Raw genomic sequence first — 17,758 nt, forward strand, 5'->3', positions numbered from 1 at the left:
GATGGCGGTATATGGATTGCGCTTCATGCTGGCGGCCGCGTTGCTGCTGTCGGCGCTCCCGGCTTCGGCCGCGACCTGGTGGGACGGCAAGTGGAACTACCGGGCCAAGCTGACCCTGGACACCACCTCCACCGGCGCGGCGCTGAGCCAGCCATCCGGGCGCGCGCAGGTACTGGTGCGCCTGCATTCGGGCAACTTCAACTTCGCCGACGCCAAGGCCGACGGCAGCGACGTGCGCTTCGTCGCCGGCGACGACCGCACGCCGCTGAAGTACCACTTCGAGAAGTACGACGGGCTGGTCGATCAGGTGGCGCTGGCCTGGGTCGACCTGCCCGAGTTGCCGGCCAACGCGAGCACGCCGCTGTACGTCTACTTCGGCAATCCAGAGGCCAGCGGCGGCGGCGATGCCAAGGGCAGCTACGACGCCGATACGGTCGCGGTCTACCACTTCGCCAACGCGCAGGCGGCCGCCGCCGACAGCACCGCCTACGCCAACAACGCCGCGCCGCCGCTGGATCTGGCCGACGCCGCGCTGATCGGCGCCGGCCTGCGTCTGGACGGGCGCGCGCCGGTGACGGTGCCGGCCTCGGCATCGCTGAACTGGCCGGCGGCGCAGCCGACCACCGTGTCGCTGTGGGCCAAGCCGGCCAGCGCCAACGCCTCCGGCGTGCTGCTGGCACTGCCCGGCGCGCTGACCCTGCGCCTGCAGGAAGGCCGCGTGCTGGCCGAGTTCGGCGCGGCGGCGCCGAGCGCGCAGATCGCCGCTACCACCGCGCTGCCGGCCGATGCCTGGGCGCATGTGGCGCTGCGCAGCGACGGCAAGACCGCCACCTTGTTCGTCAACGGCCAGCCGGTCGGCGAAGCCGCCGCGGTGCTGCCGGCCAGCAACGGCGGTCTGCTGCTCGGCGGCGAGCCGGGCGCGGCGCGGCCGAACTTCATCGGCCTGCTGGACGAAGTCAAAGTGGCCAAGAACGCGCGCCCGGTCGGCGCGATCGAAGCGGCGGCGCGCAGCCAGGGCGTGGACGCGCGGTTGGCGCGCTTCGATCCGGTCGAACAGCAGTCGGGCGATGGCGGCCACAACTACTTCGGCATCCTGATCGCCGCGCTGACCCCGGATGCATGGGCGGTGATCGGGATCCTGGCGGTGATGGCGCTGATCAGCTGGTGGGTGATGGTGCGCAAGGGCCTGTACCTCAACGCCACCGCCGGCGCCAATGCGCGCTTCCTCCACGCCTACCGCCAGCAGGTGGCCGCGCATCCGCTGCACGCGCCGCACTGGCAGCAGCTCGGCACCTCGGCCGGGGTGCGTTCCAACCTGGCGCGGCTGCTGCAGGTCGGCCAGCAGGAACTGCGCGAACGCCTGCAGGCCAGCGGGACCAACGTGGTGCGCACGCAATCGATCGCGGCGATCCGCTCGGCGCTGGACGCGGCCGCGGTACGCGAAGGCCAGCGCATCCACAAGGGCATGGTGCTGCTGACCATCGCCATTTCCGGCGGCCCGTTCCTGGGCCTGCTCGGCACCGTGGTCGGGGTCATGATCACCTTCGCCGCGGTGGCCGCCGCCGGCGACGTCAACATCAACGCGATCGCCCCCGGCATCGCCGCCGCGCTGCTGGCCACGGTGGCCGGCCTGGCCGTCGCGATTCCGGCGCTGTTCGGCTACAACTACCTGCTCAGCCAGGCCGAAGCGGTCTCGGCGGACATGCAGGTGTTCGTCGACGAACTGGAAAAGCGCATCGCCGAAGACTATGCCGGCGACGCGCCGGCGCGCGCGGGAGGCTGAGCCGATGAAGGTCCAAGGCAAGAAGCCCTACGACGACATCAACATCACGCCGATGCTGGACCTGGCGTACGTGCTGCTGGTGATCTTCATCATCATGACCACCGCCGCGGTGCAGGGCATCAAGGTGGAATTGCCCAAGGCCAGCGCGGCCAAGCCGTTGTCCGAGCCCAAGACCAAAGTCATCGCGATCGACAACAACGGTCAGGTCAGCCTGGACGCGGTGCCGGTGAGCATGAGCGAACTGGAGCAGCAACTGCGCAACGCGCTGGCCAGCGACGCCGAGTTGCCGGTGATGCTGCGCGGCGATCGCACCGTGCAGTACGAGAAGGTGATGGCGGTGCTGGACCTGTGCAGCCGGCTCGGCATCGCCTCGATCGGCCTGGCCACACAACGCCAGGCGGCCGGCTGAGTGGACGCGATGGATCCCCTGCAATACGCCGAACCGCCGCGACGCTGGCTGAAAGCCGGCGCCGCGGTGCTCGCGCTGCTGTTGCTCGGCTGGCTGGCCACGCTGCTGCTGCGCCCGCAGCAGGCGACGCCGGCGCGCGCACAGCCGCCGCGCATCACCCAGGTGATGCTGCCGCCGCCACCGCCTCCGCCGCCGCCCAAACCCGATCCGGAGCCGCCCAAGCCGCAGGAGCAGCCGCAGCCGATGCAGGCCGCCGAGCCGACCCCGCAACCGAAGCCGGACGCCGAAGCGACGCCGCCGGGCGATCCGCTGACCGCGCCGGCCGGCCCCGGCGACAACGCCTTCGGCCTGCAGGCCGGCGATGGCGGCGGCACCCGCATCGGCGGCAAGGGCGGTGGCGGCAGCCCGTTCGGCAGCTATGCGGCCAGCGTGCAGCGCGCGGTGCAACAGCTGTTGCAGCGCGACGAGCGCACCCGCAAGGGCCGCTACAGCGCGACCGTGGCGCTATGGCTGAACCCAGACGGCAGCATCGGCCGCCTGCAGATCCTGAGCTCGGCCGGCAAGCCGGAACTGGACGCGGCGATCGTGCGCGCGCTGCAGGACCAGCCGCTGCCGCAACCGCCGCCCGCTTCCCTTCCCCAACCCATCCAGTTGCGCATCGGCGCCCTGGCGCCGGGCTGACGCCGCGTTTCGTACCAAGGACCCCAGCATGAGCATTCCGTTTCCTCTCCACCGTCCGTCCCGGTTGCGCCTGGCCCTGCTGGCGCTGCTGCTGGCACCGGGCGCGGCCATGGCCCAGTCCGCCGCGACCGCGATCGATCCGGCGCAGATCAACCCGCAGGTCACGCTGCGGCTGATCGACCTGCTGGTCGCCAAGGGCGTGATGACCCGCGCCCAGGCCGACGACCTGATCCGCGAAGCCTCCGCCACGGCCGCTGCTGCGCCGGCCCCGGCGGCGGCCGGCGCGGCGCCGTACCAGACCCAGCCCGGCGCGGTGGTGGTGCAGTACGTGCCCGAGCCGGTGCGCCAGCAGATCAAGGACGAACTGCGCGCCGAAGTCACCGCGCAGGCCAAGTCCGAAGGCTGGGCCACGCCCGGCGCGCTGCCGGAATGGACCCAGCGCGTGCGCGTGTACGGCGATCTGCGCGTACGCGGCGAAGGCGTGTTCAACGCCGACGACAACTACGCGTTCTTCCCCGACTTCGGCGACATCAACGCCGGCTCCGGCTTCGACGTGGTCGGCGCCAACAACGCGCCGTTCGTCAACACCACGCGCAACCGCAGCCGCATGCGCGTGCGTGCGCGGCTCGGGGTGAGCGCGCAGATCGCCGACTGGGTGCAGGCCGACCTGCGCCTGGCCACCGGCAGCGACCGCAGCCCGGTGTCCACCAACCAGACCCTGGGCGGCGGCGGCAACCTGTCCAAGTACTCGCTATGGCTGGACCGCGCCGCGCTGCAGCTGACCCCGATCGACGCGTTGACCCTGACCTTCGGCCGCTTCGCCAATCCGTTCTGGAGCAGCGAACTGGTGTTCGACAACGACCTGAACTTCGACGGCGTCGCCGCGCGCTACGACCTGGCCGCCGACGACGACGATGCCGACTTCGCGCCGTGGATCAGCGCCGGCCTGTTCCCGGTCTACAACACCGAGTTCGATTTCGGCTCCACCAGCACCAGCAAGACCCGCAGCCGCGACAAGTGGATGTACGGCGCGCAGCTGGGCGCGCGCTGGCGCTTCGCCGACGACATGGCGCTGCGCGTGGGCCTGGGCTACTTCCAGTACGACCAGTTCGAGGGCAAGCGCTCGTCGCCGTGCCTGGCGCCGACCTCGGCCGACAGCTGCGACACCGATGGTTCGCGGCCGCAGTTCCAGCAGTTCGGCAATACCCTGTTCGCGCTGCGCGACATCGTCGCCGATCCGGCCAATCCCAATGGCCCGCAGCTGCAGTACTACGGCTACGCCAGCAAGTTCGGCGTCGCCGACCTGCACGCGCAGCTGCAGCTGGACCAGTTCGCACCGGTGACGATGCTGCTCGAGGCCGACGTGGTCAAGAACACCCGCTACAACGCCACGCGCGTGCGCTCGCTGGTTCCGGTCAACAACCTCGGCGACCAGGGCGTGTTCGACGGCGGCGACATGGGCTACTACCTCAATTTCACCGTCGGCCAGCCCAAGCCGGTGCAACCGGGCGACTGGAACGTCAACGTCGGCTACAAGTACCTGGAATCGGACGCGGTGCCGGACGGCTTCACCGATTCGGATTTCCATCTCGGCGGCACCAATGCGCGCGGCTTCATCGTCGGCGGCAACTACGCGCTGGCGCGCAACACCTGGGTCGGCCTGCGCTGGCTCAGCGCCAACGAGATCTCCGGCGCGCCGTTCGCGGTGGACCTGCTGCAGCTCGACCTCGGCACGGAGTTCTGAGCATGCGCCGCCTTCCCTCCCGCCTGGCCTGCGGCATGCTCGCCGCGACGCTGCTCGCCATCGCCCCGCTGCACGCGCAGGACAGCACCGAGACGCGGCTGCGCGAAGCGCTGCGCGACACCGGCGCGCGGCTGCGCCAGGCCGAGGCCGCGCTGGTCCAGCAGCAGCTGGCGACCGCCGCCGCCGAACGCGAGCGCGACGCGCTGCGTGCCGCGCCAGCGCCGCGTGCCGCAAGCGCCGATCCCGGCCGCGAGGCCGCGTTGCAGCGGCAGCTGCTGCAGGCGCAGCGCGAACGCGACGCCGCGCTCGCGCAGCGACGCGAACAGCAGCAGGCGCAGGTCAACGCCGCGCAGGCCGCAACCCAGCAGGCGCAGGCACGGGCGACGCTGGACGCGGAACTGCAGCGCCAGCGCGCGCGGATGGCGCAATGCGCCACCGGCAGCGACGCGTTGTACGCCACCGCGCGCGAACTGGCCGCGCTGTACCGCGATCCGGCCTTCGTGCGCTTCGTGCGCAGCCACGGCCGCGAGCTGTTCGGCATGGCCAGGGTGACGCGCGAGAACCGCGTGCGTGCGCTGGAAGACCGCCTGGCCGAGCAGCACGCGCAGACCCAGGCCTGCTCCACCACCGCGGCTGTGGCCACCACGCCGCAGGACGCTGCGCAATGAACCGCGCCGGCGTCGCGCTGGCGTGGCTGGCGCTGGCCGCGCCGCCGCTCGGCACGGACACCGCGCTCGCCACGCCGCCAGCGCCGCCGCCGGCGACCGCGCCGTGCGTGCAGGTGCGGATCGGCGAGGACGTCGCCGGCCATCTGGACTGCCTCAACCAGGCGTTGCGCGAGGCCGCCGCCAACGCCCGCCTGAGCGCCCCGCCGCTGGCCGCGGCCGCCACCGCGCTGGATCCGCTGCAACGCGGACAGCCCACGCCGGCCGCGCTGCGCCAGCGCTACGGCAACGCCTACGGGCGTTCGCTGACCCCGCAGCGCCCGCAGCCGCAGTACCTCCCCACTCCGTTCGCTCCGGCGCGCTGACGCGCCGCTACCGAGATCGCCGCCATGCCCCGCAACCGCCGCCGCAACCGCTCCCGCCGCCCCCTTCGCCTGCTGGTGCTGAGCCTGGCGATCTCGGCCGCCCTGGTCGGCCGCAGCCAGGCGCAGACCAGCCCGTTCGTGCGCCGTGGCGCCGATCCGGGCGCGCAGGCAGCGGCGGCCGCGCAGCAACAGGGATTGCAGTCGGCGGCGGCCAGCGCCCTGGCGCAGAAATCGCTGCAGGCCTTCCAGCGCGCCGCGCAGGCCCGGCAGAGCCTGGACGCGATGCAGGCCGCCGCGCGCGCCGCGGCGCAGGCATCGCAGGCCGGCATGGTGCCGGACGGCCTCGGCAAGGGCGGCCTGCAACTGCCTGACGGCGCGATCATCGATCCGGGCACGGTGCGCAGCGACGACCCGCGCCTTGGCCAGCGCAACGTCTGGCTGGGCGCGCGCGCGCCGACCCAGCAGGTGGTCGGCGGCGACACCCAGGTCACCATCCAGCAGACCCAGAAGAAGGCGATCCTCAACTGGGAAACGTTCAACGTCGGCAGCCGCACCCGCCTGCAGTTCGACCAGTCCGCCGGCGGCAGCGACGCGGCGCAGTGGATCGCGCTGAACCGGGTCAACGACCCGAGCGCGGCGCCGAGCAAGATCCTGGGCAGCATCCAGGCGCCGGGCCAGGTGTACCTGCTCAACCGCAACGGCGTGCTGTTCGGCGGCGCCAGCCAGGTCAACGCGCATTCGCTGCTGGTGTCCTCGCTGGACCTGTTCGACGCCAACCGCGCGCTCAGCGACCAGACCTTCCTCGCCCGCGGCCTGTTCGGCGTCGCCGGCCAGAGCGGCGTGGTGCTGACCGGACTGGACGGCATGGCCGCCGGGCAACCGCCTGGCGACATCCGGATCGACAGCGGCGCGCGCATCGCCAGCGGCAGCCAGGGCTACACCCTGATCGCCGCGCCGAACGTCGGCAACGCCGGCACGGTGACCGCGCAGGACGGGCAGGTGATGCTGGCGGCGGTGCTGGGGCTGCGGCAGAGCACGGCGTTGCCCAGCGCCGCCGGCAACGTGCTGCCGGTGGGCTTCAGCGGTTTCTCGCTGCCCGGCGCGGCAATGGGCCAGATCGGCTCACTGGACAATAGCGGCGTGGTCGCCGCAAGCCGCGGCGATGCGACCTTGGTCGGCTACGACGTGCGCCAGCGCGGCGTGGTCAGCGCCACCACCAGCATCAGCCGTCCGGGCAACGTATCGCTGCTGGCGATCGACCAGAACGGCAACTACACCGGCAACGACGGCGCGACGCCCTATCTGGGCGGGCGCCTGGAGCTGGCGGCCGGCGCGCTCACCGCGGTGCTGCCCGAACGCGACGGCGAGACCACCACCTCCGGCGCCAGCGCCGACCAGGCCTTCGTCGCGCCATCGCTGACCCTGGCCGGCGCGCAGGTGCGGATCGGCACCGATACGCAGGTGCTGGCGCCGGGCGCGACGATGAACGTGACCGGGCTGAGCCGTAACGATGCGCCCGACCGTGGCCGCATGCTGCTCAACGACCGCATCCTGGTGGAAGACGGCGCGCAGTTGAGCGTGTCCGGCCTGGCCGACGTGCAGCGCGACATGTCCAGCAACCTGGTCAAGATCCCGCGCGTGGGCCAGAACGAACTGGCCGACTCGCCGCTGCAGCGCGACGGTGCATTGGCCCGCCAGGCGCTGCAGTTCGACCGTCGCGCCAGCGGCACCCGCGCCGACGGCGTGACCTGGGTCGGCAGCCCGCTGCTCAACGCGCAGGGCTATGTCGACCAGGTGCCGCGCACGATCGACGACATGCTGCTGGACGGCGGCACGATCAACCTCAGCGGTAGCGACGTGGTGCTCAATCCGGGTGCACGGCTGGACCTGGACGGCGGCTACCTGCACGTGCGCGGCGGCATGGTGGAGACGCCGCGGCTGCTCGGCAGCAACGGCCGTCTGTACGACCTGGCCAGCGCCGATCCGTCGCTGACCTACGTGGGCATCGCCGGCGATCAAACCCACCACCACGCGCGCTGGGGCGTGACCGAGCGCTACAGCAATCCCCTGCTCGGCAGCCGCCGCTACTACGAGAGCGACTACCTGGAAGGCGGTGACGCGGGCAGCCTGAACATCACGCTGGACCGCCACTACGACAACGTGCAGGGCCGCGAGACGCTGGGCGCGCTGGTGCTCGGCGGCGCGCTGTCGGCGCAGGCGGTGTCCGGCCGCTACCAGCTGCTGTCCGCCACGCCGGCACGCGGCGGCGCGTTGCACCTCGACGGCGGCGATGGGCGCAGCTGGCAGATCGTTGCCGATACCCCGGTGACCGCCGGGCCGGACCTGGACACGTCGGCGGAGGAATTGGCCGACGCCGGCCTGGCGCCACAGGATCCGCGCCATCCCGGTTACTGGTCGCAGTTGTCCGCGCGCTGGGTGCAGGAGGCCGGCCTGGCCTCGGTCGGCGTAAAGACCGCCAACGGCGTCATCGAGGTCGCCGCGGACGCGCGCCTGCAGGTCGCCGATGGCGGCAGCATCACGCTCGATGGCGGACGCGTCGACGTGCAAGGCACGCTGATCGCGCGCGCTGGCGATATCGCGTTGGACAGCAGGGGAGGCGACCTGCGGATAGCCGCTCCCGGCCAGGACGCGCTGCTGGCGTTCGGTCGCGGCGACCTGCTGGTCGGCGGCGGCGCGCTGCTGGACGTAAGCGGACGGTGGGTCAACGACGACCGCCGCCTGACCCAGACCCCGCAAGGCCAGGCCTTCATCGACGGCGGCACGCTGTCGCTGCAGACCCAGCAACGCGTGGAAACCGGCGCCGACGGCAGCCGGCGCGACAGCACCGGTTCGATCCTGATCGCAGCGGGTGCGTCGCTGCGCGCCAACAGCGGCGGCTACGTCGATGTCGACGGCGAACTCGTGATGCGCGACGGGCGCCCGCTGGGCCGCGGTGGCGACATCGGCCTGCAGACCTACCTGCGCCCATCCAATGACAGCACCGCCGACCCGACCTACGTAGTGGACCTGACGCCGGCCGACGGCGCCGGACGCCTTCAGTTCGACCCGGCCAGCCTGCAGGCCGACAGCTTCGCCGGCGGCGGCACGCTGACGCTGCGCGCGCTGGGCGTGCAGATCGGCGGCGACGCGCCGGCCGATGCGCGCATCCTGCAACTGGACCCGGCGTTCTTCGCCGCGCACGGGTTCGGCAGCTACGACCTGGCCGCCGAACGCGACGCCGGCATCGCCGCCGGCACCCAGGTGCGCGTCAGCCAGCGCAACCTGCTGCCCGACGTGCAGGCGCTGCGCGCCGCATCCAGCGGCACCGACGTGCTGGCCGGACTGCGCGACGGCGGCAACGGCTACGTGCGCCTGGGCCAGCTGAATCCGTTCTACCGGCCGGCCACCGACTTCGCCCTGCGCGCCGGCGACTATCTCGGCCGCGTTGCCGGCAATCCCGTCCACAGCGCCGCCTCGGGCACGCTGGAACTGGCGCAAGGCGCGCAGCTGACGCTGGATCCGGGTGCGGCGGTACGGCTGGGCTCGCGCGGGCAGGTCAACGTCTTCGGCCAGATCAGCGCGCACGGTGGCGAGGTCGTGCTGTCCGGCGATACCACCCAGCAGTCGGGGCTGGCCCCGCCACCCGGCGGCGACAACGGCCGCGCCTACGCCGATGCCGGCAAGTCGGTATGGCTGGGCGCGGACAGCCGCGTGGACGTGTCCGGTATCGTCCTGTCCGATCCAGCGCCCACGCTGCACCCCAGCGAACGCGGACCAGTGGCGACGCGCGGCGGGCGCGTGCTCGACGGCGGCACCGTCACCCTCAGCAACGACGGCGGCTACGTGGTCGTGGAGGCCGGCGCGCAACTGGATCTTTCCGGCGCCTCGGCGGTGTTCGACCTGCCCACCGGCGCCGGCCTGTTCGGCGGCGCCACGCCGAGCCTGCAAGCACAGACCGTGTGGAGCGACGGCGGGCGCCTGACCCTGGCGGCCAGCGCCGGGCTGTTCTTCGACGGCCGCATCCAGGCCCACGGCGGTGCCGCGCAGGCGCAGGGCGGCACCCTCGCGCTGCTGCCCCTCAGCCAGGTCGGCAGTCGCACTCCGAACGGATTCGCCGCCAAGGGCCTGATCTTCACCCAGAGCGACAGCCATCTGCCGGCCAGCGCACAGCCGGGCCAGGCGCTGGAACCGGCGTTGGCCGCGCCGTCGGGGCTGCTGTACTTCGCCGCCGACCGGCTGGCCGACAGCGGCGTCCAGACCCTCTACGCCGGCGTGCAGAACCCCAGCGGCAGCGACGCCACCCCGCCGCTGGTCCCGATCGGCTTCAGCGGCGATGTGGACCTGTCGCTGGCGCGTGCGCTGGTGTTCAACGCCCCGTCCTATGCGCTGCTGGCGCCGCAGGCCGGCAGCTTCGGCGCGCTCGCCGACAGCGGTCAGGTGACGCTGTCGGCCGCCTATGTCGGCCTCAACGGCTGGCGTCCGGCCACCGCCGATGCGACCCTGGTCGAACCGCCGGCGCCCGGCGCCGCCAGGTTGACGGTCGAGGCCCAGCACATCGACCTGGGCGGCCAGTTCGCGCTGAATGGCGTGGGCCTGGCGCAATTCCATAGCCAGGGCGACCTGCGCCTGCATACGCCCGCGGCCTACGCCTTCCAAGGCACCACCACGCCACTGCCGCGCGCCGGCGAACTGCTCACTGCCGGCGACCTGGAATTCCGCGCCGCGCAGTTGTACCCGGCCAGCGGCGAGACCTTCCTGATCCGCGCACTGGGCGCGCTCGATCCGCAGACCGGGGTGCGTGCCGACACCCGCATCGACATCGCCGACCACGGCGGCGATGCGGCGCTGCCGCTGTCGGCGGGCGGCACGCTGGCGCTGGACGCCACCGAGATCGAACAGCACGGCACCGTGCGCGCCCCAGGCGGACGCCTGCTGCTCGGCGTCGGCGCCGCCGGCGAGGACGCCACCGCACGCGCGCTGTTCGGCACGCGCACCCTGACGCCCACGCGCCGCGTGAGCCTGGGCGCGGGCAGCGTCACCTCGGTGTCGCTGCAAGGGGCGGTGCTGCCCTACGGCAGCACCGTCGACGGCAGCCAGTGGCGCTACGACGTCAACCCCCAGGCCAGCAACGCCGACCTCGCCGCGCCGCCGCAGAAGCAGATCCGGCTGCAGGCCGCGGACGTGGAACTGGGCGCGGGCGCGCAGATCGACCTGTCCGGCGGCGGCGACCTGCAGGCGGTCGAATGGGTCCCCGGCACCGGCGGCAGCCGCGACGTGCTGTCGCGCTACAACACCAGCTACGCCAGCGGCAGCGCACAGCAGGTGCCGCTGTATGCGGACGCACGCGAGGTCTATGCGATCGTTCCCGGCCTGCAGACGCCGGTCGCAGCGACCGACGCGCTGTTCGAGCAGGGTGACGCGGCGCCGGCGCTGGGACGCGCGGTGCAGTTGAGCGGCGTGCCGGGCCTTGCCGACGGCGTCTACACGCTGCTGCCGGCCAAGTACGCCACCCTGCCCGGCGCCTATCGCGTCGTGGCGCGCAGCGGCAGCCAGGACGCGACCGCGGCGCAGAACCAGATCGCGCCCGACGGCACCGCGATGGTCGCCGGCCACTACGTCGATACCCTCAGCGGCGCACGCGACGCGCGCAGCAGCCTGTTCGAGGTGCAATCGCGGGCGACCTGGGGCCAGTACTCCGAATACACCCTGACCGGCGCCAACAGCTTCTTCGCCGGCCTGGCCACGCGCCAGGGCAACGCCACGCCGCAGCTGCCGCGCGACGGCGGGCAACTGGTGCTGTCGGCGGACCAGCGCCTGCAGCTGGGCGCCACCCTCGCCACCGCCGCGGCCAACGGCGGCGCCGCCGCACAGGTCGACATCACCGCACGCGCGCTGCAGGTCCGCGGCCAGGGCCAGGCGGCGCTGGACGGCTACGTCAGCGTTGATGTCGCCGCGCTCAATACGCTCAACGCCGGCAGCCTGCTGCTGGGCGGCACCCGCGAGCAGACCGCCGCCGGCACACTGCTGCACGTCGGCGCCGAACACGTGCTGGTGAACAACGATGCGCGCGATCCGCTGCGCGCGCCGGAACTGATCCTGGTGGCCGGGGCCAATGCGGATGGCGGCGTACAGGTCGCCGACGGCGGCGTGCTGCAGGCCCAGGGCGGCAGCGGCACGCGCAGCTCCAGCACGCTGCTGATCGGCGACAGCGATCCAGCCGGGACCAGCGGCGACGGCGCGCTGCTGCGCCTGTCCAGCTACGGCGATGCAGCCCTGCAACGCCGCAACGTTCCTGGCGCAGCGCTGGCGCAGGGCCGGCTGCGTGTCGGCAACGGGGCGCAGCTGCTCGGCGGCGCCTCGCTGAACCTGGATTCCACCGGCGACACCCAGGTCGCCGCCGGCGCCCGCCTGCAAGCCGATGCGATCACCGCCAGCGCCGGCCAGGTGCGCCTGGACGCGGGCGCGGCGGCGACCGATGCCGACGGCCTGGTGATCGGCGCGGCCAGCCTGGCGCAGCTCGCCGACGCCAAGCGGGTCAGCCTGCGCAGCTACGGCGACATGAGCTTCGCCAGCGGCCTGGAATTGAGCGTGGACAACGCGCTGACCTTGAGCGCCGCGCGCTTCGTCGGCGACGGCAGCACGGTGCGGCTGCGCGCCGACCAGCTGACCCTGTCCAACGAGATCGGCACCAGCGCCGCTGCCGACAGCGGCAGCGGCAGCGGACTGCTGCAGCTGCAGGGACGCGAGGTGGCGTTCGGCAGCGGCGACAAGCAGCTGGCCGGCTTCGGTGCGGTCGCGGTCGATGCCGAGCAGGCGCTGTTCGTGCGCGGGCATGGCCAGTTCGACTTCGGTACGCGCGAGGTGACGCTGCGTGCGCCCGTGCTGGTGGCCGACGCTGGTGCCGACAATCGCCTGGTCACCCAGGGCGCGCTGCACCTGCAGCGCAACGGCGGCACCGCGAGCACGGCCACACCGCTTGGCGGCAGCATCGGCCTGGTCGGCGGCAGCATCGACGGCAACGGCGCGATCCGCGCGCGCTCCGGCAACGTCGACGTGCATGCCACCAGCGGCGACCTGCGTCTGGATTCCGGCGCCAGCATCGACGTGTCCGGCACCACCCAGGTCTTCTTCGATACGCCGACCTACACCGCCGGCGGCGATATCGCACTGCGGGCCGACCGCGGCGGAGTGAATGCCGCCACGTCCACCCTGCTGGATTTCTCCGCCGCCGGCAGCGCCGATGCCGGTTCGCTCGACATCGCCACGCCATTGGGCGCCGCGCGCCTGCTGGGCACGCTCGACGGCGCCGCCGGCAGCGGCCGCGGCGGCCGTTTCGCGCTGGATTCGGGCGCCGCGGTCGACCTCGACGCATTGGCGCCGCAACTGGCCGCCAGCGGCATCGACGGCGCCATCGACATCCATGCGCGCAGCGGCAATCTGACCCTGTCCGCCGGCCGTTCGCTGCAGGCGCAGCGCGTCAGCCTGACCGCCGATGGCGGCGCCGATGCGCTGCTGCGCGACGCCGGCAACGGCAACGTGCGCATCGACGGGCTGATCGACGCCTCCGGTAGCCAGGGCGGCGACATCGCGCTGTGGGGCCGCCATGGTGTGGCGGTCAACGGCCGGTTGCTGGCGCGCGGCAGCGCCGCCGATCGGCGCGGCGGCACCATCGTGCTCGGCAGCAGCGGCCGCGAGGACGGCACGCTCAACGCCGACTACGGCTACCAGAACGTGCAGGCCGCGGCGGCCGGCACCATCGCGATCGGCGCCGGCGCGCTGCTCGACGTCTCCGGCGGCAGCGCCGGCGGCCTGTCCGGCGGCAGCGTGCAATTGCGTGCGCCGCTGCTGGCCGACGGCGAGGTCAACGTGACCATCGCCGACGGCGCGCGCATCGCCGGCGCCCGCGAAGTGGGCCTGGAAGCCTATGCGGTGTGGAGCACCACCGATGCCAGCAGCGACCCGACCCAGCATTTCGACGGCATCGTCGATCCGGCCGGCTGGTACGACGCGCAGGGCCAGCTGCTGCCCGGCAGCTGGACCGACACTGCCGGCAACGCCGTGGCCGCGCCGTCCACGCCGGCACAGTTGGCCGACTATCTGAGCCGCCACCTGTTCACACCGGACGCGGCCAATGCCGCGCATCGCCAGTTCTACGGTTACCGCGACGATGCCAGCGCCGCCCCGGGCACGCTGATGGGCTTCGTGCAGCAACCCGGCTTCGCCTTCGCCGGACGCTTCGCCGGCATCGCCAACTTCCGCGCACGGCCGGGCATCGAGCTGCGCAACCCGGACCCGGCGATCAACGGCGGTGCGATCAGCGTGCTGACCAGCTGGAACCTGGGTTCGGGCGCCACGCGCGATGCGCTGGATTTCCGCTACAACGGCGCGGCGCCGGTGCTGACCCTGCGTGCGGCACAGGAAGTGACGATCAAGGCCAGCCTCAGCGACGGCTTCTATCAGCTGCGCAATCCGTTCGGCAGCGGCGGCCCGCAGGCCAGCTACGACGATGCTGCCGGCCAGTACCAGGGGCTGAGCGAACTGTATTTGGGATTCGGCGTGAGCATCGATACGCTCGTCCCCATGCCGTCTGCGCAGAACGGCGACGACGCACAGGCCCAGCAGTACTACGGGCAGTACCTGCAGTTGCTGGCGATGTTCCAGAAGACGCAGCCGGACATGGGCGCCACGCCGGAAACCCCGATCAACATGCTCGACGGCTTCCTGTTGCAGTACGCGCCCGAACTCGGCAGCGTGGTGGAACAATTCCCCGGCCAGCCAGCGCCGCCGCCGTCGCCGACCGCGCCGGCCGACTATCCCGGCTACCTGGCCAGCTACGAGCGCTACGTGCTGGACCTGTACGCGTTCTGGGGCCAGACCGGCTTCGGCGCGCTGCCGGCCTACGTCGCCCCGTCGCTGCCCGTGGTCGGCGCGCTGCTGCCTGCCGACACCCACAACACCCCGTCCTCGCTGCAGGCTAGCCGCAGCAACCCGCTGCCGCTGGCCACCGCCAGCCTGATCGGCGGCGACAGCAGCCGCTACCGCGTCGTGGCCGGCGCCGATTTCGCCAGCGTGCGTCCCGACGCGCTGCGCCAGGACGCCGACGCCGACGTGGTGCTCGACGGTCACCAGCGCTACCAGCAGGAAGGGCAGAAGGACGTGTTGCTGCCGACCGTGCTGCGCACCGGCACCGGCAGCATCCAGATCGCCGCCGCCCGCGACCTGCACTTCGCCGACACCGATGCACCGGCCAGCATCTACACCGCTGGACGCCCGGTGGACGGCAGCGCGATCGGCACCGACACCTACGTGGCGCGCAGCAGCGTGGGCAGCCGCGCCGCCGACGTGGTGATCGGCGCCCAGGCCAACGCCGAGGCCGGCGGCGACCTGAGCCTGCAGGCCAACCGCGACATCGTCGGCAACCGGCAGATCGTGGACACCGACGGCAGCCGCAGCGGCGTGGTCGGCAACTACGTCGGCCAGTACTGGTGGCCGTGGATGCAACTGGGCAATCCGCTGGGGACCGACGGCCTTACCTCGATCGCCGCGCAGATCAACTACGGCGGCTTCGCCCAGGGCGTGATGAGCAGCGGCGGCGACGTCGCCGTGGATGCCGGACGCGATATCCGCGAACTGTCGGTATCGCTGCCGACCAACTACATCGAAGGCGAGCAGGGCCGCCGCGTCTTCGGCGGCGGCAACCTGAGCGTGAATGCCGGACGCGATGTGCTTGGCGGCGACTATTTCGTCGCCGCCGGCGAAGGCCATCTGCGCGCCGGCGGGCGCCTCGGCAGTGCCTTCGATCTGCAGGCGCAGGGATACGACGGTGGCGGCCAACTGCGTCAGGTCGAAAGCGCGGTGGATCCGGTCTTCGCGTTGCAGGATGCGCAGTGGTCGATCCAGACGCGCGGCGACGCGGCGATCGGCGCGATCGTCAACCCGACCTACGTGATTCCCAACGAAGGCGGCATTCCCGCGCTGCTGGCAACCGACCGCATCAGCCAGGACTACAGCACCGACTCCAGCGTGCAGATCGCCGCGCTGGACGGCGACATCCGGCTGAAGACGCTGAAACTGCCGGGCCTGCTGTTCGGTTTCGGCGAGCGCGACAACAACCGTCCGTTGCCCGACAGCGTCTCGCTGAGCCAGCAGGTGTTCGACAACGTGCTGCCGGCGCGGCTGGAAGCGATCGCGCAGCATGGCGCCGTCCAGGTCGAAGGCGCCGCACGCCTGTTCCCGTCGGCCAGCGGACAGTTGGCGTTGCTCGCACGCGACGACATCGCGCTGTTCAACGACAGCGTGCTGCCCGGCACCTCGCTGTGGATGCTCGATGCACCCGGCGCCTATGCGGGCAACGACCTGAGCGTGCCCGACCGCAACCAGTTGTTGAACCTGCATCGCAACGACAGTGCACCGGCGCTGCTGTACAGCCTGGACGGCGACATCGTCAGCGGCTTCGCCGCCGATGGCTATCGGCTCAATCCGCTGACGCTCGATCTGCCCAAGCCGGCACGCATCCGCGCCGGGCGCGATATCGTCAACCTCGACCTGCGTGCGCAGAACTACCGGGCCGGCGACGTCACCCGGGTGGTGGCCGGACGCGACCTGTACTACACGCCGATCCAGGGCGCGCCGCTGGATCCCGGCTACGTCGCGCGCTGGGGATGGCTGGAACTGGGCGGGCCAGGCACTTTCGAAGTGCAGGCCGGTCGCAACCTGGGGCCGCTGACCTCGGCCAACGAGGCGTTGGCCGCCACACGAGGAAGGAACATCGATGCCCTGGACGGCGGCATCCGCACCATCGGCAACAGCAACAATCCCGGCTTGCCCACGGCCGGCGCCACGCTGGTCGCACGCTTCGGCGTGGCCCCTGGCGACGCCGCCGATGCGTTCGCGGCGCTGTACCTGGATCCGGCCGGCGCGCAAAGCCAGGACGCTTACCGCCGCTGGTTGGCGGAGTTCGTGCTGCAGCGGCGCAACGACGCACGCGAGCGGGCTGGCCTGGCACCCCTGAGCGAACTGCCGGTCGCACAGGCATGGGCCGCGTTCCAGCAACTGCCTGGCGAGGATCGGCGCCTGCTGGTTGAACGCGTGTTCCTGGACGTGCTCAAGCAGGTCGGCGAAGGCTACGCCGACCCCGCCAGTGCCGACTACCAGCAATACGCACGCGGCTACCAGGCGATCGAAACCCTGTATCCGGCGCGACTGGGCTATACCGCCAACAATCTGCAAGGCGGTGCCAACGGCGCGGCGACGCGGGTGAGCACCGGCGCCCTGGACATGCGCGGCTCGACCCTGCAGACCGGGAACGGCGGCGATATCCGCGTGCTCGGGCCGGGCGGCGGCATGCAGGTGGGCAGCGCGCTGGCGCCGCCAGCGGTGTTCGATACGCAGGGCAACGTGCTGATCGGCCCGGCCCAGCAGGGCATCCTGGCGCTGGGCCAAGGCGACATCGGCGTGTTCACCGATGCCAGCGTGCTGCTCGCGCAGAGCCGCATCTTCACCCAGCGCGGCGGCGACCTGGCGATGTGGAGCTCCAACGGCGACATCAACGCCGGCAAGGGCGCCAAGACCAGTTCGGAGAAGTCGCGAGTCAGCTATCAGTGCGACCTGGACTACTACTGCACCCTCAACGCGCGCGGCCAGGTCAGCGGTGCCGGCATCGCCACCTTGCGCGTGGAAGCGGCCGATCCGCAGGGCGACGTGGTGCTGGTCGCGCCGCGCGGCACGGTGGATGCGGGCGACGCCGGCATTCGCGTCAGCGGCAACCTGATCGTGGCGTCGCAGTTCGTGGCCAATGCCGACAACATCCAGGTGCAGGGCGATACGGTCGGCGTCGGCAGCGCACGCAGCGTCGATGGCGGCGCGCTGAGCGCGGCATCCAACGCCGCGGCCGCGGTATCCGACGCGGTCGGCGACATGGCCTCGCGCGGCAACACCCCGCCGCGCGAGGCGCCGTCGGTCATCACCGTGCAGGTCATCGGTCTCGGCGATTGCGCTATGGACGACCCGCGCTGCCAGCCCGGCCCATGACATTGCGACGACATGGGCCGGATCCGCAGCCGGCCCATGTCCGAACCGATAATCTCCGTCGCATTATGTAGACAACGGAAA

The 17,758-nt window shown here is 72.0% G+C and carries 7 protein-coding genes; all 7 read left to right on the forward strand.

The genetic code is table 11. The features are described 5' to 3' along the window. Position 1 precedes the first annotated feature (1 nt). From VDQ83_RS09915 to VDQ83_RS09945, 7 genes are read left to right on the forward strand one after another with little or no spacing between them, the layout of a single operon-like run. The gene (locus tag VDQ83_RS09915) at positions 2-1,783 is read left to right on the forward strand and encodes a DUF2341 domain-containing protein (RefSeq protein WP_455434787.1); all 1,782 of its coding nucleotides are present in this window, start codon (positions 2-4) and stop codon (positions 1,781-1,783) included. Between the two features lie 4 nt (positions 1,784-1,787). After that, positions 1,788-2,192, forward strand: coding sequence for an ExbD/TolR family protein (locus VDQ83_RS09920; RefSeq protein WP_206232898.1), 405 nt, complete (start codon positions 1,788-1,790; stop codon positions 2,190-2,192). A 9-nt stretch (positions 2,193-2,201) separates the two neighbouring features. Then, entirely contained in the window at positions 2,202-2,873 is a 672-nt protein-coding gene (locus VDQ83_RS09925) for a TonB family protein (RefSeq protein ID WP_455434788.1), read from the forward strand. 28 nt (positions 2,874-2,901) lie between these two features. Beyond that, positions 2,902-4,617, forward strand: coding sequence for a putative porin (locus VDQ83_RS09930; protein ID WP_455434789.1), 1,716 nt, complete (start codon positions 2,902-2,904; stop codon positions 4,615-4,617). Between the two features lie 2 nt (positions 4,618-4,619). Beyond that, positions 4,620-5,285, forward strand: coding sequence for a hypothetical protein (locus VDQ83_RS09935; protein ID WP_455434790.1), 666 nt, complete (start codon positions 4,620-4,622; stop codon positions 5,283-5,285). Beyond that, positions 5,282-5,647, forward strand: a complete 366-nt coding sequence (locus VDQ83_RS09940; RefSeq protein ID WP_455434791.1) for a hypothetical protein — start codon at positions 5,282-5,284, stop codon at positions 5,645-5,647. Before VDQ83_RS09935 ends, VDQ83_RS09940 begins: the two co-directional genes overlap by 4 nt. 24 nt (positions 5,648-5,671) lie before the next feature. Continuing rightward, complete coding sequence (locus VDQ83_RS09945; RefSeq protein ID WP_455434792.1) at positions 5,672-17,677, forward strand: filamentous haemagglutinin family protein; 12,006 nt, start codon at positions 5,672-5,674, stop codon at positions 17,675-17,677. Positions 17,678-17,758: the final 81 nt, after the last annotated feature.

It is taken from the genome of Xanthomonas sp. WHRI 7945 (assembly GCF_035026585.1).